Annotated in this window: 19 protein-coding genes, 6 tRNA genes and 1 rRNA gene; 8 read left to right on the plus strand and 18 right to left on the minus strand. The window is 35.4% G+C overall.

The window, feature by feature from the left end:
* Positions 1-11 precede the first annotated feature (11 nt).
* From J0J33_RS02080 to J0J33_RS02105, 6 genes are all read right to left on the minus strand, one after another.
* Positions 12-266 carry a hypothetical protein gene (locus J0J33_RS02080; RefSeq protein ID WP_019335734.1) on the minus strand — a complete coding sequence of 85 codons (255 nt, stop codon included), beginning with the start codon at positions 264-266 and terminating at the stop codon, positions 12-14.
* A 34-nt stretch (positions 267-300) separates the two neighbouring features.
* Positions 301-2307 carry an ATP-dependent DNA helicase RecG gene (gene recG, locus J0J33_RS02085; RefSeq protein ID WP_019294258.1) on the minus strand — a complete coding sequence of 669 codons (2007 nt, stop codon included), beginning with the start codon at positions 2305-2307 and terminating at the stop codon, positions 301-303.
* Positions 2308-2393: 86 nt separating this feature from the next.
* A complete protein-coding gene (locus J0J33_RS02090; protein WP_019294257.1) occupies positions 2394-2735 on the minus strand; it encodes a zinc ribbon domain-containing protein YjdM in 342 nt (113 codons plus the stop codon).
* Between the two features lie 41 nt (positions 2736-2776).
* Positions 2777-3730 (minus strand): DUF6287 domain-containing protein, encoded by a 954-nt coding sequence (locus J0J33_RS02095; RefSeq protein WP_046401046.1) that lies wholly within the window; start codon positions 3728-3730, stop codon positions 2777-2779.
* Positions 3731-3871: 141 nt separating this feature from the next.
* Complete coding sequence (gap, locus tag J0J33_RS02100; RefSeq protein ID WP_003133076.1) at positions 3872-4882, minus strand: type I glyceraldehyde-3-phosphate dehydrogenase; 1011 nt, start codon at positions 4880-4882, stop codon at positions 3872-3874.
* A 217-nt stretch (positions 4883-5099) separates the two neighbouring features.
* Complete coding sequence (locus tag J0J33_RS02105) at positions 5100-5576, minus strand: DUF536 domain-containing protein (protein WP_046401047.1); 477 nt, start codon at positions 5574-5576, stop codon at positions 5100-5102.
* Between the two features lie 128 nt (positions 5577-5704).
* On the opposite strand from J0J33_RS02105, the gene J0J33_RS02110 reads away from it, so the two are divergent.
* Positions 5705-8311: a cation-translocating P-type ATPase gene (locus tag J0J33_RS02110; RefSeq protein WP_165717223.1), complete on the plus strand. Its 2607-nt coding sequence runs from the start codon at positions 5705-5707 to the stop codon at positions 8309-8311.
* Between the two features lie 237 nt (positions 8312-8548).
* On the opposite strand, the gene J0J33_RS02115 is transcribed toward J0J33_RS02110, so the two are convergent.
* Both J0J33_RS02115 and J0J33_RS02120 read right to left on the minus strand, forming a co-directional pair.
* On the minus strand, positions 8549-9373 hold the full coding sequence (locus J0J33_RS02115; protein WP_206921754.1) for a serine protease: 825 nt from the start codon (positions 9371-9373) through the stop codon (positions 8549-8551).
* 124 nt (positions 9374-9497) lie between these two features.
* The gene (locus tag J0J33_RS02120) at positions 9498-10034 is read right to left on the minus strand and encodes a helix-turn-helix domain-containing protein (protein ID WP_206921755.1); all 537 of its coding nucleotides are present in this window, start codon (positions 10032-10034) and stop codon (positions 9498-9500) included.
* Between the two features lie 243 nt (positions 10035-10277).
* Between J0J33_RS02120 and J0J33_RS02125 the strand changes: the two genes are divergently transcribed.
* From J0J33_RS02125 to J0J33_RS02150, 6 genes are all read left to right on the plus strand, one after another.
* Positions 10278-10547 carry a hypothetical protein gene (locus tag J0J33_RS02125; RefSeq protein ID WP_206921756.1) on the plus strand — a complete coding sequence of 90 codons (270 nt, stop codon included), beginning with the start codon at positions 10278-10280 and terminating at the stop codon, positions 10545-10547.
* A complete protein-coding gene (locus J0J33_RS02130; protein ID WP_206921757.1) occupies positions 10544-11002 on the plus strand; it encodes a hypothetical protein in 459 nt (152 codons plus the stop codon). Before J0J33_RS02125 ends, J0J33_RS02130 begins: the two co-directional genes overlap by 4 nt.
* Positions 11003-11015: 13 nt before the next feature.
* Complete coding sequence (locus J0J33_RS02135) at positions 11016-11351, plus strand: hypothetical protein (RefSeq protein ID WP_195917434.1); 336 nt, start codon at positions 11016-11018, stop codon at positions 11349-11351.
* A 340-nt stretch (positions 11352-11691) separates the two neighbouring features.
* Positions 11692-12978, plus strand: a complete 1287-nt coding sequence (locus tag J0J33_RS02140; protein ID WP_206921758.1) for a Rep family protein — start codon at positions 11692-11694, stop codon at positions 12976-12978.
* Positions 12959-13300, plus strand: a complete 342-nt coding sequence (locus J0J33_RS02145) for a hypothetical protein (RefSeq protein WP_206921759.1) — start codon at positions 12959-12961, stop codon at positions 13298-13300. Before J0J33_RS02140 ends, J0J33_RS02145 begins: the two co-directional genes overlap by 20 nt.
* 21 nt (positions 13301-13321) lie before the next feature.
* A complete protein-coding gene (locus J0J33_RS02150; RefSeq protein WP_206921760.1) occupies positions 13322-13540 on the plus strand; it encodes a DUF3173 family protein in 219 nt (72 codons plus the stop codon).
* Positions 13541-13585: 45 nt separating this feature from the next.
* On the opposite strand, the gene J0J33_RS02155 is transcribed toward J0J33_RS02150, so the two are convergent.
* Positions 13586-14730, minus strand: a protein-coding gene (locus J0J33_RS02155) for an IS3 family transposase (RefSeq protein WP_206889150.1) whose coding sequence is annotated in 2 segments (ribosomal slippage) — positions 13586-14499 and positions 14499-14730 — 1146 coding nt in all. Because the reading frame shifts where the segments join, the coding sequence is not laid out codon by codon here.
* Between the two features lie 235 nt (positions 14731-14965).
* On the opposite strand from J0J33_RS02155, the gene J0J33_RS02160 reads away from it, so the two are divergent.
* Positions 14966-15895, plus strand: a complete 930-nt coding sequence (locus tag J0J33_RS02160) for a site-specific integrase (protein WP_242526935.1) — start codon at positions 14966-14968, stop codon at positions 15893-15895.
* Between the two features lie 102 nt (positions 15896-15997).
* Here J0J33_RS02160 and J0J33_RS02165 read toward each other — a convergent pair whose 3' ends face one another.
* The 9 genes from J0J33_RS02165 to rrf all read right to left on the minus strand — a co-directional run bounded on the left by J0J33_RS02165 (position 15998) and on the right by rrf (position 18378).
* Entirely contained in the window at positions 15998-16621 is a 624-nt protein-coding gene (locus J0J33_RS02165) for a hypothetical protein (RefSeq protein WP_206921761.1), read from the minus strand.
* 24 nt (positions 16622-16645) lie between these two features.
* Positions 16646-17488, minus strand: a complete 843-nt coding sequence (locus J0J33_RS02170) for a hypothetical protein (RefSeq protein WP_206921762.1) — start codon at positions 17486-17488, stop codon at positions 16646-16648.
* Between the two features lie 222 nt (positions 17489-17710).
* A tRNA-Leu gene (locus tag J0J33_RS02175) sits at positions 17711-17794 on the minus strand.
* 30 nt (positions 17795-17824) lie between these two features.
* Positions 17825-17896 (minus strand) — tRNA-Gln (locus J0J33_RS02180).
* Positions 17897-17903: 7 nt separating this feature from the next.
* Positions 17904-17976 (minus strand) — tRNA-His (locus J0J33_RS02185).
* 11 nt (positions 17977-17987) lie between these two features.
* A tRNA-Trp gene (locus J0J33_RS02190) sits at positions 17988-18058 on the minus strand.
* Between the two features lie 7 nt (positions 18059-18065).
* Positions 18066-18146: transfer RNA gene (locus tag J0J33_RS02195), tRNA-Tyr, on the minus strand.
* A gap of 39 nt (positions 18147-18185) precedes the next feature.
* Positions 18186-18258 (minus strand) — tRNA-Val (locus tag J0J33_RS02200).
* Between the two features lie 4 nt (positions 18259-18262).
* Positions 18263-18378: ribosomal RNA gene (rrf, locus tag J0J33_RS02205) — 5S ribosomal RNA — on the minus strand.
* Positions 18379-18567: the final 189 nt, after the last annotated feature.

An 18567-nucleotide genomic window follows, 5' to 3' on the forward strand; every position in this document is an offset into this window, starting at 1 on the left:
TGTTTTTTTATTCACTGCCAGCCCATGAATAAGGCCAGAAGAATCGATGCTGATCCGATAAATGAAAGGAAACACAAGGCAAAGCCAAAGGTGAAGATACTTGTGCCATCTCCTTCATAGGATCTTCTTGTGCGCTTTCCTTTATAGGCAAACATACTGCTTAAGGAAAGGAGAGTGAAAATAAGCTGCAAGGAAAGAAACCGCCATTCGGCAGAAAAGTTTAGCAAAGAGAGTCCACCACCTAGAAATGCTAAGAGAAGTCCCATTTTATCATCCTTTCTTGAATTCATAATTGAAACGTTAATCAAAACCACCGTCAACATCCAAGTCTGCAAGCATCATCTGATATTCTGGACGGTCAGGTGTTTTAAAAATTTCCTGCGCTTCTTGACGTGCCACTTCTAAAATATTGTAGTCATTCACTATATCAGCTGCTAGAAATTCTGGTAACCCTGATTGACGTACGCCAAATATTTCTCCGGAGCCGCGCATCTTCAGGTCTTCTTCAGCTAAACGGAAACCATTCTGCGTTTGACACATTATCTTCATCCGGTTTTTACCTGATTCTGTCTTGGGATTGGCAACGAGAATCGTATAGGACTTCTTACTCCCCCGTCCTACACGGCCCCTTAACTGATGCAACTGAGAGAGACCAAAACGATCCGCATCCATAATCACCATAATCGTTGCATTTGGCACATCCACACCAACTTCAATAACCGTTGTGGAAACCAGAACCGACAAATCCCCTGCTTTAAAGGTCTGCATGATCTGGTCTTTTTCTTCATTTTTCATTTTCCCGTGCAGTAAACCTATGCCTGTTTCTTCGCCAAAGTATTGGTTTAGTTCTTCATAAAGAGCTACAGCATTCTTTAAATCTAAAGCTTCTGATTCTTCAATAAGTGGTGAAATAAAATAGACTTGTGCCTGCTGCTCCAGTTCTTCTTTTATCCATTTCAAGACCTCTGGAAGTTGCTCGTGTTTTACCCATCTGGTCGTAATCGGTTGCCGCCCTTTAGGTAATTCGTCGATAATGGAGACATCCATATCACCAAAAGTTGTGATCGCCAAGGTCCGAGGAATTGGTGTCGCAGTCATCATAAGTACATCAGGATTTTGACCCTTTTCGCGTAAGACTTTCCGTTGGTTAACCCCAAAGCGATGTTGTTCATCGGTAATGACCAGCCCCAAATCATAAAAATCAACCCCTTCCTGAATTAAAGCGTGCGTTCCCACAACCATTTGCGTCTGACCATTTGCTAAACTTTCTAGTATCGCTCTTCGCTCCGCAACTTTTAATCCCGAAACAAGAAGACTAATTTTTAGTTCAGGAAAAAGATTTTGTAAGTTAGCAAAATGTTGTCGCGCTAAAATTTCAGTCGGAACCATTATAGCAGCTTGAAGTCCAGATAAAACTGCTGCATACATTGCTAAACTAGCAACAACTGTTTTACCTGAACCGACATCACCTTGTAAAAGACGGTTCATATGGTAAGCTGAAGACATATCTGCTAAAATTTCGTCTAAGGATTTTTGTTGGGCTCCTGTCAGTTCAAAAGGAAGATTTTTAATTTTTTCTTCCATCAACCGCTGGTCAAAAATAACCCTTCGTCCAAAGCGTTGTGCTTTCTCTTTATGTTTCAAAGCCTGCAACTTCAGTTGAAAGTAAAAGAGTTCTTCAAACTTCACGCGCCTTAAAGCTTGCTTGTGCATCTCCATATCATCTGGAAAATGCATGGCACGTACCGCTTCCTGCCGGGGCATCAATCGGTACTTTTTCAATAAATAGTCTGGCAGATTCTCGTTTAATTCCGATAAAAGCCCACTCTCAAAAGCCATTTGAATTGTTTTCACCAAGCTGGATTGCTTCATCCCTGCGGTAAGATGATACACGGGGGAAAAGCCATCTTCTGCTTGTGTTAATATTTTCATGCCCAGCAGTTGCTGCTTTTTTTGTTCCCATTTGCCATAAACCGCAACCTCTTTTCCAACCTCAATCTTATCCGCTAAATAGGGCTGATTAAAAAAGCTCACAGCAACTACAGCTTCCCCTTGTTTGAGTTTAAAAGTAAGTCTGTTGCGTTTAAATCCATAATACTGGACATTAGCGGGTGTTACCACTTCACCAATCACCGTTGCTTTTTCTCCATCTACTAATTCAAAAATGGAGCGTCCAGCAAAATCTTCATAACGGAAAGGAAAATAAAGCAATAAATCCTGTATTGTGGAAATGCCAAGCTTTTGATAATTTTCAAAAGATTTAGGTCCAACACCTTTCAGGTATTGTATACTGTCTGTTAGTTTCATAAGTTCATTATAGCAGAAAAGCTGTTTTACTACCTTCTCCTTTATACTCAAATAAAAAAACGACCAGAAGGTCATTTTTCTATTGCTTATGCTTTCTTGACAACGGATCCCTTCAATCCAATGGCCCCAAAACCATCAATTTTTGAATCAATATAGTGCTCATTTTTCCCAAATTCATTGATACGTATGTTTTTAACTTTTGTACCTTTTTTAATGGGCTTTGGCATTCCTTTTACTGGAAGATCTTGTATGATAATTACAGCATCCCCATCAGTTAAAGGTTGTCCGACACTGTCAAGCACCACAAATTTGTCTGCTTCTAGATCTGTTTGGGTAAACTCATTGCCACATTCTGAGCATCCAAATGTCGTATCTGAGAGTTCATAGGTATATTCACTTGAACAAGTTGGGCATTTAGGTGTTTCCATTTTTTCTCCATTTTCTGTTTTTTTTATTGTTTATTATGTGTTTAATCTACTTTATAGTAAATTGCTTTTTGTACTGCTAATTTTTGTCTCTCTGGTAGGCTTTGTGCACTAGGACCAAAAGTGTTGGACAACCAAATACGAGGTTTCGCTTTGTCTGTATCTGCCCAATCATAACCTGTTGGAATAAAGGAGAGTCCCGCTCCAGCAGGAGAGCCTTCAGGATTGCTATTTACCATAAGGAAGCCTTGATTTTGCGGATTATCTGATGATAGAGTAGTCAGAATAAGTCTGGTTTTCTGTTCACCCTCCACTATGTAACACTGATTATTTTCAAAAGTTAGTGTGCTGCCTGCCAAAGTTTTCCAATTGCCTTGCACACTTGAATAATCTCCTTGAGCAATTTGTTCTAAATTCATCTCAGTATTTAAGCTTGTCAATCTGGCAGAATCGATTAGCCTGGAAGCTATTTCTTCAGTAGCTTGTTTAGCTGTGGGGGTTTCAAAATAATCTGAAAGAACTGTATCTATCTTTGTTACTTGTTCTTCTGTTTCCCATGTTTCAGCATTGATATAGTTATATTTAATCACCGTTTGGTTAATTTTCACATTAACCTTATGGATAATTTTGTTTGAATCATACCACTCTATTGTACCATCATCAATATCCCCTGTCATTGCCATATGGTCCGATGACAAAATCGTGGTTTGGGGGTTCAATTTAGCATAGGATTGGGCCAATAAAGCAATTTGTTGGTTAAGAGCTAAACCCTTCCATTCCGTTAAAGCTGTCTGTATCGGATCTGATTTACTCCCTTGAGTTGAACTCATCCTCATCATTGAACTTTCTGAAGTTTTATGATGATTTGAAGCCCGCGAGGTATCTTTTTTAGGTGTTGAATAGACAACAACAATCAGGAATATAACTATTCCAACAAGTAAGAGACCCGTAAGAATACTTCCTAAAATAACTCTTCGCTTTTTCGAATTTTTATCCATAATCCAATTCCTGCTTTCTCAACCACTACTCCCTATAGTGTACTATATTATGAAAAAAATCTCAAAGACGCTCTAAAAAATAAAGACAACAAAAAAAACAGAGGAGCTAAGCTTCTCTGTTTCTAACGTTAAATAACAGAATTATTTAGCGATTTTAGCGAAGTATTCAAGTGTACGAACGAGGTTAGATGTGTAAGACATTTCGTTATCGTACCAAGCAACTGTTTTAACCAATTGAACGCCGTCAGCTGTAGTAACTTCAGTTTGAGTAGCGTCAAAGAGTGAAGAGTTAGAGATACCTACGATATCAGATGAAACGATTTCATCTTCGTTGTAACCGTAAGATTCGTTAGATGCTGCTTTCATAGCTGCATTTACTTCTTCAACAGTAACTTCTTTATCAAGAACTGATACAAGTTCTGTCAATGAACCAGTTGGAACTGGTACACGTTGTGCGTGACCTTGAAGTTTACCATTCAATTCTGGCAATACAAGACCGATAGCTTTAGCAGCACCTGTTGAGTTAGGTACGATGTTTTCAGCTGCAGCACGTGCACGACGGAAGTCACCACCACGGTGTGGGCCATCAAGAGTCATTTGGTCACCAGTGTAACCGTGGATAGTTGTCATTGTACCAACTTTAAGACCGAAGTTTTTGTTCAAAGCATCAGCCATTGGTGCGAGACAGTTAGTAGTACATGATGCACCAGAGATAACTGTTTCTTCACCAGTCAAGATTTCGTGGTTAGTGTTGAAAACGATAGTTTTAACATCGTTTCCACCAGGTGCTGTGATAACAACTTTTTTAGCACCGTTAGCGTGCAAGTGTTGTTCAGCTTTTTCTTTAGTTGCGAAGAAACCAGTTGCTTCAAGAACGATTTCTGCACCATCTTCAGCCCAGTTGATGTTAGCTGGGTTAGCTTCTGCAGTAACTTTTACAAATTTACCGTTAACTTCGAAACCACCATCTTTAACTTCAACTTCACCGTCGAAACGACCTTGAGTTGTGTCATATTTCAACAAGTGAGCAAGCATTGCTGGATCTGTAAGGTCGTTGATTGCTACTACTTCAACACCTTCAACGTTTTGAATACGACGGAAAGCAAGACGACCGATACGTCCGAAACCGTTAATACCAACTTTAACTACCATGAGTAAGTCTCCTTATAGGTTTAAAATTTTGTTTATAGAGAAATTCTCTATCACTAAGTTAATCATTTAACTTACTCTTACATTTTAACACTTTTTTGAGATTTTGCAAACATAAAAGCCGGAAAATAGGCACAACCGTGGGAACGAAGAGGAAAACGTTTACATTTGTCTACTTCCTTATATTTCTAATAAAAAAATAACAGTTTTGCCACTGTTATTATTTTCCGAAAAGTTTGGCAAAGAAGCCTTTTTCTGATTCAGCCTTCATTTCAAGTAAAAACTGATTATTATCACTCAAAGATTTTTCCATCAGTTCTTGTTGACGGTTGATTTGCTTATCTTTTTCTGCAATTTGTGCATCTTTGGCCATCAATTGCTGATTTAGACGGTCAATTTCTGCATTCTTGTCTTTCATAAGGTTTGAAACCAACTCAAAAACAGCTGCGTCCGTTGGCGATGTTGAAAGTTCTTGTGTTTCATCTTTACCATCAACAACTTCCGCCTGCGCTGTCACAACTTTGCCATAAAGGCGTTCAAGTTCATGAATACCGCCTTCGTTAATTACAGTAACATTTTTTTCATTTTTCTCTACATATTGCTCGTCTAGCTGCTTGATGCGTTTATTCATCGCTTGGCGAGTCACACCAAAAAGTTCTGCAAGTTCACTTACTGTTTTCGTTTCCATATCTACCATAATACCACATTTTTAGCTATTTATACAGCTTTTTCTGAATGCTAAATCGTTTTGTAATAAATGATAAAAATATTATAATTCTATTATAAAACATTTTATAAATATGACAAAAGTAGAATAGAGGATTTATGAATTATAAGAAAAGTAATATAAAAAAGATTAAAGAGTACTATAAAACAAGCACTTCAGAGGGTTTAAATAAAAAACAAGTTACTGCTCACCGAGCCAAATACGGGAGCAATGTTTTTCAAGAAGCCAAAGAAAAAAGTATTTTTCAAAAGCTTTTGAAACACCTACTTGAGGTAATGAATCTTGTTTTAATCATTGTCTCAGTTCCTGCTTTTTACCTATCGATGGATACTGGAAACTTCACCAAACCAATCGTTATTCTGTTAATCGTGGTCATCAATGTCATCGTTGCCCACATGCAAGAGGAACGTGCCGAAACCGCCTTATCCGCCCTCAAGAAATTATCGGCTCCAAATTCTACGGTTATACGTGAAGGGAAGCTCAGCACAATTCCTTCTGAGCAATTGGTTGTCGGTGATTTGCTTCAATTAAGCGCTGGAGAACAGGTTGGTGCTGATGTTCGTCTCCTTTCAGCAAATAGCTTACAAGTCGATGAATCCTCCCTAACAGGGGAGTCTGAACCAATAGAAAAAGATGCTTCACGTGAGATCCTCGAAGATGTGCCTTTGGGAGACCAAGTGAACATGGTTTTCTCGGGAACAAATGTGCTTAATGGTACAGCTAAGGGCATTGTTGTAGCTACAGGAATGAAAAGTCAGATGGGACAAATTGCCCAACTTTTAGAAGACCAGGTTAAAGGGAAAACACCTTTACAAAAACGTATTGATTCTCTGGCAAAACGCCTTGCTGCAATTGCTTTTGGTGCAGGGGCAATCATCTTTATTGTCAACTTATTGCACGGTGGCATTCCCTTCAGTGAAAATATGATGACGGCTGTTATTCTTGGTATTGCTGCCGTGCCGGAAACTCTTCCTGTCATCGTGACCTTATCACTCGTTTATGGTGTAGAAAATATGGCTTATAAAAAAGCCATTATTCGTAACATTCCTGCAGTTGAAACCCTGGGAAATGCTTCGGTCATTGCTTCCGATAAAACAGGAACACTTACTCAAAACCAGATGACTATTCAAAGACTCTGGGTACAAGGAGAAGAGATTTGGCATAAGGACCAACTCTCTGATAAGGAAAAAGATTTAATTTACAAGTTTGGTTTAGTATCTAATGCAACAGCCGTAAAAGATGAGGGGAAATGGGTCACACACGGCGATCCAACAGAAACAGCCATCATCAACTTCCTTATCGCACATAACTCTTATCATCCTGATAAAAATCCCCCGCGTCTCTTAGAACTTCCTTTTGATTCGACCAGAAAAAAAATGACGGTTGTTGTATCTAACGAAAGCGGGGGCTACCTGGTTATTACAAAAGGAGCCTTTGATCGGCTTGTCCCTAATCACTTTAGCAAAGCACATAATATTCACGACACCTTTGCAGAAAATGCCTTGCGTGTCCTCGCTCTTTCCTACAAAGTAATTGAAGAGATTCCAGAAAACCATCAAAGTTTGGAAGAAGACCAAACATTCTTAGGAATAATTGGAATGATTGATCCTCCAAGACCCGAAAGTAAACATGCTGTAGCCGAAGCCCGTACTGCTGGAATTATTCCTGTAATGATTACAGGGGATCATGCCTTAACTGCTAAAGCAATCGCACAGGAACTTGATATTTATCGTGAAGGAGACTTGGTCGTAGACGGAATTACCTTGGCAAACATGACGGATGAGGAGCTCAAGGAAAAGATTGAAAAAATTTCAGTCTATGCACGTGTCTCGCCTGAAGACAAGCTCCGGATTGTGAAAGCATGGCAAGATAAAAAACATATAGTTGCCATGACCGGTGACGGTGTCAATGATGCTCCCTCTCTACGAGCAGCAGATGTCGGAACCGCAATGGGAATCGCCGGAACAGAAGTGGCCAAAAATGCCTCTGACATCATCTTAGCCGACGATAACTTTGCAACTATTGTTAGTGCAATTGCTGAAGGCCGCCGTGTTTACATTAATATTAAAAGAACAATTTATTATCTTCTTTCTGCCAATGTTGCCGAAATCCTTATTATGCTATTTGGAGCTATTATTGGTTGGGGTCTGCCACTTACAGGTATGCAGCTTCTCTATATTAATGTTCTCGCAGATGGTATTCCTGGATTTGGCTTAAGTCGAGAAACCTCTGATAAGTATATTATGAAAAAACCACCAATCGATGTAAACGAAAGTCTCTTCTCTAGAGGTGTTTCACAACGTATTCTCACATCCTCCACAACCTTTATCATTATTTCACTTATCGGATTCTATATTGGTAGATTTGTAGAGATAGCGGGAACTACTCCAAGTATGCAAGTCGGACAATCGATGACATTTCTCGTTCTTGCCCTCGCTTCAACCTACCATATCTTTAATGCTCGGAGTAACGATTCTATATTTAAAGATGGTTTATATTCAAATAAAACAATTTTCTGGACAACCATTATATCCTTAATCATAACCTTTGTCTTCACACTTACACCCTTACGAACATTCATTGATGTAGTGCCTCTCACAACAACACACTGGCTTATCGCTATACTCCTCTCTCTTGTGATTTTCATCGTGATAGAAATTGAAAAGTTCATTATCAAAAAACTCAACAAAACTTTTCTTGCCTAAACATATTACACCACTTTTACTTGTTATGAAAGTGGTTTTTACATTTAGATAAAAACAAAAAAGACCTAAGAATACTTAGATCTTTTATTTTATGCCGAAGGCCTACGTTCTTAAAGAAAATTATTATCTCATATTTCTTATTAGAGCGTTAGATAAAGCAACTTCACTTTTTATATTTTTTAAAGTCTATTTAAATTACTATTTTTCGGATACAACTATGGATACAAAAATTATACATTATTCACTTTGTGAATCTATCTTTTCTTGAATAATTGCTTTAAATTCTAATATCTCTTCTGCTTTAATGTAATAACCTAAATTTGTCATCACAGACATCTCGCTAATAAATTGTGGTTGAACTTGAGTATTAACAACTGAAATATTACCATTTATATTTTGAACAGGCCCTGAAAATAAAACCCCTAAAAATATAAGTCTCCCTCGTCCAAGATAAGTATTTCCTTTCTTATCAGAGTATCCTGTTTCATTCAAAATATAAATTGGAGAGCCTGAAGATCCTGGAAATGCAGAAATATCTGCTAAAGCTATTCCTTTGGTATTGAAATCATATGCAGGATGAGAAGCCGTGTATCCTTTTCTAAAAATCGGGAAATTATTATTCATATCCCATAACCCTATTGGGTAACCAATCATTACAATTTCCTCAAGTGCACTTAATTCCATCAAATCTTTATTACTAGGTACAATTTCTTCATCATTGGCCATATAAAATACTGGCTTACCTTTTATTTGTTCCACTTGTTCAAATATAGGAGCCATGAATGTAAAACATAAATCTTTATCTGGATGAAAATACCAATCAGCTGTAAGACTTATATTAAAATTTTCTTTAGTTGACCCATCTTCTTCTTTTAGATGTAAGAAAAAATTCACGGTTTCACTGTTTTTAAAATTCACAACATGTTTATTTGTGATTAAAATTGGAATCGTCTGTTCATTATACTTGAAATGGAAAAAGAATCCTGTACCAGATGAGCCATCTTGTGTTTCCAATCTAACAGTATTAAACATCATCTGTTCTGATATACTTATTGGTTTCATATTTTTCTCCTTAATTAAATAATATAAAAGTAACTTTAAATTAAGTCGTGATATCAATCCGTGTAGATGAAGAACTTGTTCTGAAATCGGAGACGGATTCTAACTGATAGCACGATTTTTGCTGTCAGTTTTTATTTTTATCAATTTCCTTAATAGCATTATACATATTCATTATTTTTTCATACATAGATAACTCTTTTACTTGTTCAACAACATAGATGTTATTGTCAAAATCAATAGCTTCGCCCACACCATACTCTGCAGATGTGTTTAAAGTCTTTCCGTTACTCAATTTATACGTATAAACTTCACCATACTGTGGGCTATATGTAATTTTTACCGGTTTATAAAAGTACGTTTCAATGGCACTACTTATTTCATCTGATTTTTGTAAAATATCTTTTAGCACTTTACTGTACTCATCCGTTTGTAATACAGCATTTTCTAATTCAATTTCTTTTGAAGTTCCAAATAACTGGTTGGGAGTTGCATTAAAATAGTTAGCTATCTTTTCTAAATTAGTAAATGTCGGATATGATTTTCCTTTTTCTATATTTGAAATAGTTTGTGTACTAATATCTAACTTTTCTGCTAGCTCTTTCTGAGAAAGGTTGGATTTAATTCTTAAATTCATTAAATTTGAAGCGAAGTTCTCAATCATTTTTAGCTCCTATCTATATTTATAAGACTATTCTATCATATTTTTAAGCTTTATCAATTTTAATTATTGATTTTACATTATAAATAATATATAATGTAAATATAAACTTTAAATAACGTTTATAAATTTTTATTTGGGAGGTGCGCTTATAAAATAAAAAAATCTCTTTCCACAACCAAGAAGAAAGAGACTTATTAAAATATCTAACACAATTATAACAAATTCTAGAAAGGACTTAAAGTCATGCAAGAAACTAAAGTTGAATTAGATGACCTAAGAAAAGGTCTTGGTATTATCGCAAATGTAATGTTACTCGGTAGACTTTTACCAATAGATTGTGAGGAAGTAACAAGTGAACAAATGGTCGTGAATTACAAAGACCTATGTGAAATGACTGAAACTTATACTCAAAAGCTTATTGAAGATACAGATGAAATTGAAGTTAACTGGCGAGCAGACAATGTTGATGCACAACAATATAGAAAAATTCAGTCTATAAGTAAAGTAGGATGAACTATAGAGAATTAGCTGTTAAGCTTAATCGGCCTTATAATACCATTCGTAAATGGAGAGGAGAAATTGAAAAACTCTCTGGTCATAATTTTAAGCGCATTAAAATTAAGAATGGCAGGGCGAGAAAAAATCGGACAACCTATGATTTTTCAAAAGACGACTTACAGGACTTCTTAGAACTTGAAAAATTATTGTCAGACGGTAAAAGCAAAGAATATGCTATTTCTGAAATATGGGGTAATCTTGCTGAAGAAAAACGTGCCGAACAAGACGATAGATTATCAAGATTAACACGTAATTTCAACATTGCAAAAGGAAAAATTAAGAATTTGGAAGATAAAAACCAAATCTTACAGAGAAATATTACTACTCTGCATAATCAAGTAATGGCTCTAACAGAACGAGTTGAAGCACTCGAAAATAAAGGCTTAAAAAATATATTCAAAAAACAATAATGGAGGTGCTAAAATGGCACAAATCACAATCAATGTAAATAAAATCGCAGACGACATCGTCAAACAAATTCAAAAAGCTCAAGAACTATATGTAAATGCAGACCCAGTAGAACGTACAAAATGGAATCCAGATAAAAAAGTAAATGAACCAAATGGCTGGAGAACTGAAGTTCAAATTATGGAACCAGGTTCCGACTTCTTACGTCAAACTTTCTTTATTAATTCAACTGAAAAGCCAAAAGTTGCCATGAATGACAAAGTTTCTGTTGAGATTACAAACCACGGGGCAATTACAGACCGTAAAGGTATTATGCTTTGGTACAATGGAACACTTAGAAAGCTAGGCTAATTCTTGTCAGTGGGCGACATCTTAGACAAAAGGGAGCGTTGCCCTAAAGGCATTAAGCTCCCTTTTGTCGTTAAGAGATAAGGCGACCACGACCGACGAGGATTTGACTAGAAAAATGAGAAAAAGAAAGTATGTTTTACAAAAAGTATACTGTGCAAGTGCAATAATAAAATGTACTTTGTAATATTACGGGTACTCGAAAACTCCGTCATAGAGTACCCGAAGGGATTGCGAAGCTAAAAAGAAAAATTAATGTAATATTGCACAGGGTATAGATTTGTGCAAAATGAAAATTTGTGAAAATGAATATTCTGACAATTCACGAAAGGAGGAAAATTATGTGGCACAAGCGAAAAGATTTAGAAGCTACAACATAACTTTGAATTATGATTATGAAATTCATGATGAGCAAGGAAATATAAAGTCAGATATCACACAAGAGCAATGGAAAGAAAAAATAGTTAAGTTGATAAATTTCAATATTTCAGATAAATCTTGGTGTGCTTATGCTTTCCATGATAAAGACGTACTATCAGATGGATTACCAAAACCTTTGCATGTTCATATCTTAGTCAGCTTTGAAAATGCAAAACCTCAGACAGCAGTTATGAAAATGTTTAATATATCAAGACCTGAAAACTGCCAAAACACGAAGAAAATAGCTAATTCTGCAAGATATTTAACCCATAGGACAGAACAGGCTATGATAGATGGAAAATACCAGTATGAAGTAGCCAGTGTTCATACAGTTAATTGTGATTACCTTAAATTAATAAAAGGAAAAGAAAAATCAAATGCTCAAAAAGAAATAGAGGAGTTTGTAGCCGATATTTCCGAACAAATTATGAATGGGGAGTTATATTTACCTAAAATTCGAGACTTATTTTTTAAAGAATTTGATCGAGCTTTAGCTGATAAGCTTTATAAAAGATACCGTAGAGAATTTGAAAAAGACTTCCAAGAGTACTTACAGCATAAAGGCGAAGAATATAAGGTTAACGGGAGAGATTTATCAACGGTATATATTTGGGGTATAAGTGAAGGTGGAAAGAGCCACTTGGCTAAAAGAATGGGATTGTTACTCACGGATAGATTGCACTTGATACCTGCTTCTGGTAAAAATAAAACCTTCGACCCCTCAGGCTTATATCAAGGAGAGGAAGTTTCTATATTTAATGAAATTTCTGGTAAAGAGTTCAATAATAAAGAATTTCTAGGACTTGCTGACCCTAAAAATTATAGTCCGATTAACTCACGTGGTAAGGATAAGCATTGGCTGGCAAGGTATCTATTCTTAACGAGTACGGATAGTAGAGAAACATTTATTAATAATCTAATGCCAAAATTTGAACAAGCAGAGAGCTTTGAGAATAGGCAGATAAAAAGACATGAGATAGCACGACGTGTCCCTTATGAAATACGTTGCGTTTCCCTAGGATATATGAGAACTCAGTTTTATTTAGGGATATACGATAGCAAAAATCAAGAGATGTTTTCTATAGGTTCTGTGATTTGTGAAAAAATAGATGATGATGACACAATGAAAAAAGCTGCATTAGAAATTTTACAAAAATTTGGATTGAATAAAAAAGAAATCGAGGACAAAAATGAATCAAGAAAAATTTGATAAAAACAAAGTCTTAACCCTTGCGGATTGTTTATTTATTAAGAATGGGTGGGTATCTATGCCTTTAGAAATAGCAGAGAATATATCGGATGAGGCTGTAAATAAAGGGTATATTCATGTCTGGCAACATTTAGAATTAAATAAAGAAGTTTTCGGAAACTGGGTAGATGATACATGCGGTGGAAATGCTGGACAAATTCAAGTTATTGACGCTTTTGACTTTTTAGAAAAAATGGCTAAATTTTCTAAAGAGAAAACTTGGGGGAAATGTGAAAATCAAGTCGTTAAGAGTAAAAACGGCGATATAAAAGCCATATTATAGTAAAGTGGAAAGGGAAAACACATGAATATTATTACAAAAGATGAGATTATAGAACAAACAGGAATAACAAAATCAGTTGCTTCTCGTATTATTAGAGAGGGTAAACAAATCATGGTAAAAAAAGGATATCCTTTTTATGACAACAAAAGGTTAAACTTTTGTCCTGTAACAGTAGTAAATGAGATGCTTGGTTTAGATTTAAAAGGAAGTGATTATAATGCCCTTAAGAGTGTATCCTAGAGGTAGAAAATGGACTAATGTCAAATTTGTAGACAGAAAAAAGTGTTAATTGATTGAATTAAAGTAATTTTCTTCTTTCTGATTAGGAGTGAGTCCAAGATTAGCCGAATGTGGGTTGTAATTGTTATAAAAATTCTCAATATATTCAAAGCAATCTAATTGAACCTGTTTCATATTTTGATAATTTTTTCGGTTGATTTGTCTATGCTTCAAATACTTGAAAAATGCTTCAGTAACGGCATTATCATAAGGATATCCAGGCTTAGAAAAAGAATGCATGATATTATTGTCATCAATTATTTTTCTAAATTCAATGGCCTTAAATTGTGAACCTTGGTCAGAATGGAAGAGAAGTGTTCCTTCAATCTTTCTTTTATTAAGTGCTAATTCTAGAGTGTCACATGCTAACTTTGCATCGATACGATGACTGAGTTTCCAAGCAATACATTTTCTAGAGTAGAGATCAAGTATAGCGCAGAGATAGACATGTTTCTTATATCCGATAGAAATATAGGTGAAGTCTGTTGTCCATACTTGATTTGGTTGGTCAGGATTAAATTCTTGCTTGAGTAAGTTCTGAGGGTACGTTTTTTGAACTTCTTTAAGTGAGCGTTTTGGCTTAACGGTTGCCATTTTAGGGAGCGCCATATTCTTCATGAGACGGTAAATTCTTCCTTCAGAGATTTTTGTATCATAGTCTCTTTGAAGAATGACCTTGATAGACTTCACACCAAGTCTTTTGTTTGCTTTGGTATAAATTTGAAGTATTTGTTTTCTATAAATTTGATTATCCAGTTCTCTTTTTGAGGGCTTATGTTTTAAAAATTTATAGTAAGTAGAACGATTGACATGTAAAACACGACACAAGGTTGTTGTGGCGTGTTCAAAGCGTAACCGATAGACAGCGAGGAGTCTTACTTTAAGTTTTGCATGAATATGGCACTTGCTTTTTTTAAGATGAGGTTCTCCTCTTCAAGCTGTGCATTACGTTTTTGTAGGTCTTGTATTTGTTTGGCAGTAAGTACAGAATTATCTTCGAGTTTAACTTGAGAATACTGTTTGATCCATTTAGAAAGTGCTGTTTGAGATACACCATAGTCTTTACAGAGTTCAGACTGAGTTTTTCCAGTTTGATAAAGATTGACAAGGGATTGTTTGAATTCTTCATCGTAGCGTTTAGATTTTGACATAGGATGTCCTTTCGTTTTCATGTCTTTTAAAACAGATTATAACACATAAAGTTCTGTCTACTTTTATAGTATACATCCAAAATGGTATTACAACCTTAAAGATAAAGGAAAATATATAACTGGAAAAGGTGGTTTTGTTACTAAACAAGAGGCAGAAATAGCTGGAAAAAAAGCAGAACTTGATTTCCTTAAAGGAAGAAAATTTGATAATTCTTCTACCCTCTATGATTTATACATGGTATGGTATAATTTAGAAATTTTACCATCAAATAAATCTGATCAGACAAAAAAGAAATATCTACAATTCTCCAGAAAAATTGAAACATTCTTTAACGATATGATTGCTAGTAAAATAAAACATAGTCAATATCAAAAAATAATGAATGAGATAGGATTAAGCGTAGGTCAAGATTACTTATCAAGATTAAATTCTTGTATTAGAGAGACTATTCAACTTGCAAAACGAGATGACTTAAATATAAACGACTTTACAAAAGGAATTAAACTACATGCAAAAATAGAACCTAAAAAAATAGAAGAAAAGTATATCAGTAGTTTAGAAGACTATCAACAAATTATAAAATATCTGAAAAGTATACTAGACTATCCAGAAAGTATAATGCCCTATTTAATATTTATCTTGTTCAAAACTGGTCTACGTGTTGGTGAAGCATTAGCTCTAACTTGGGAAGACATAGATTTTACACAAAACTTAATTAAAACCCATAAGAGAATTGATAGCGCTAGGCATACGGACACAGGTAAACCTAAAACTCCTTATTCTGTTCGTGAAATTCCAGTAAGTCGAGATGTAATTGATATTCTTAAAGAGCTTTTACAACAGCAAAAGAACTATCATATACTTCAACTCTCACAAGGTCTCATATTCTTTGATAGGAGGCACGGTTTACCAACAAATAATGGTATTAACAAGGCACTAAAGAAATACCTCAGTGAATTAAATATAAGCCCCTCAATCGTAGCTACTGGATGTCGTCATACTTATGCGTGTGTGCTACTGGCAAAAAAAGTAGATATTGCGGTTGTTGCAAAAAACATGGGGCATAAAAATATACAACGTATTATAGATACTTATGGCCATGTTCTTAAAGAATTACACGAAGAAGAAAATGAACAAATAAGAAAAGTACTTCAAGATTTCTAACTCATGGATACAAAATAAAAAAACAGCTTCCTATAAAAACTAGCTGTTTTTTTAATATTCTAATGCAGCTATACTCATATATCTTAAGATAATATAAATATCTTATAGCTCTAACTGCTCTCTTACTTTTTTATAAAAATCCTCATTAGACCCATGATAGTTAGATGTATGTAAAATTCGCTTATAGCTTTTTATCTTTTGTTCTACTGATTTATAAAAATATTTTTTAAAAATCCTTTCAGTTTCATATCCCATCAAATATAATTCAATATCATCAGTTTGTAAAAGTTCAAGTTCTTGTATGAAAAGATTAACCTGAGCTTCTAAATCAATTTCACTATTTTTAATTTTATCTCTAAGCTCTAGAGAACTTTTAGTTGGCACTAATTTCAATAAGTCTGTAATATAAGAACCTTCATACTTAGTATTTTGAAGCATTCCAAACAGTTTCTTATCCGTTTGAGTCCTATCTCCATGAAAATTCTGCCATTCCTTCCAGAATGGTTCATCTAAATAAAGTTTAGAATCATCTCCAGCAAAGTTTAATGCCACAAAAACAGTATTTGTTTTTAATTTTTCTAGGGATTGCCCAATGATCTTTGTATTATATTTATCATTCTCATCCCATATAGCCCAAGTTGCGACTTCAGATAAAGCTACTTCTCTTGGATAAAATTCAGATTTAAATGTAAAATTTTTTATTTTATTATAATCATTTTTATTCATATTATATTAATACACTCTAACCTTTCATTTCTCCGGTATTTCTGTACCACTTATTCCATATATATCGGGAGCATTAATTCCACGTTTAAAGTAACGATAATCTTTTTCATCAGTTACCTCTGGAAATGAAGAAACATAATTAGGAGTGTAAACATTTGATCCTGGTACCATTGCTACCGCGTTATAACTCTCATGTTCACTATTCCAATATTGTATTGCTTTATCAATATTAGTTTGATTCAAATCGTATTCTTTAATATCAGAGTGTGTACTAGATACTTGGTTTACTAGTTCTCCTGCCGTCATAGTCAATGGACAAATAATGAAACCATTTGACCACATGTATTTATCTTTATCTAAACGTAAATCAATTGGACTTTCAACTTTTTTATCAGGAGCATGATGTGAGTTCCAAAAATCTGCTACATACCTAGGTACAAGTCCTTCTGATGTTTTCCCCGTTGTCTCCTCTAAAAAAGTAAGCATATCACTATATTTAACCACATAGTAACCCTTCACCATCATACCATAGTTTTCTTGGACAGACGACTCAGTAATATTTTCCTTGGTTTCTGATTCTTCGATATTTCTTGAGAAATTATTTTTAGTACTTTCTTCCGTAGCCTCATCCGAATTATCAATACTTGATGAGCTATCTTGACTATGCGTATCATTAAAACTTGACTGTTGATTAACTGGTTTTGGATAAAAGAATATAAAAAGCAAGATAGCAATTGCAATAATTAATAATGAAGCTACAATTCCACTTGTGATAAAAAAAACTTTCTTACTGTCTTTCAAAATTAAAGACTCATTCTGAACCATCCCCTCAGAAACTGCTTCATTGTATTCATCAATAGTTGGCATTCGGCCATTTACATTTTTAAAAGATTTTTCCCATTCTTTTTTCTTTATCACTTATTAAGACCCCTATCTTGTACTAATTTTACATCACTGCTCCTCAATTATCAACTTATAAAGAAAGTATTTTTTACAAAGAAAATTTATTCAGATTCTGATTGATGGATACAAATTGGAAACAAAGCAAAAAAAAAGCAACTACCTATAAGGAACTAGTTACTTTTGTTATGCCGAAGGCCGGGGTCGAACCGGCACTCCCGTGAAGGAACCAGATTTTGAGTCTGGCGCGTCTGCCTATTCCGCCACTTCGGCAACAGACTTTTCTCAAATAAAATATTTGAACTGGGGTAGCTGGATTCGAACCAACGCATGAGGGAGTCAAAGTCCCTTGCCTTACCGCTTGGCTATACCCCATTAAAAGGGCGGATGACGGGAATCGAACCCGCGAGTGCCAGCGCCACAAGCTGGTGTGTTAACCACTTCACCACATCCGCCATAATACAAACACGGGCAGCAGGAATTGAACCCACACCAAAGGTTTTGGAGACCTTTGTACTACCTTTATACTATGCCCGTAAAACTATGGAAGGGGAGGGATTCGAACCCCCGAACCCGAAGGAGCGGATTTACAGTCCGCCGCGTTTAGCCTCTTCGCTACCCTTCCGATATTTAATTGTCATTGAATATATTATAACATATTCAATGGGAGTTAACGGGATCGAACCGCTGACCCTCTGCTTGTAAGGCAGATGCTCTCCCAGCTGAGCTAAACTCCCAATCACTTGGCATTTACCCTATCTCGCAGGGGGCAACCCCCAACTACTTCCGGCGTAATAGGACTTAACTTCTGTGTTCGACATGGGAACAGGTGTATCTCCTATGCAATGAATACCAAATCATGGTCTAGTGCTTTTAGAGACGTTTTGACCTGTAGAAAATTAGGAAGTTGTGGTTCTGCGTCACACGCAGGTTCTCAACTTATCTATTTTCATAAGGTCAGGCTCTAAAAGCCTAAAGTTGAATGTATTGAACACTCAAAACTAAATAACAATCTCTTGATAAATAAGTAAAGCTGAACTCATATG

Source organism: Lactococcus sp. LG1267, from assembly GCF_017309545.1.
Lineage (GTDB): Bacteria > Bacillota > Bacilli > Lactobacillales > Streptococcaceae > Lactococcus > Lactococcus petauri.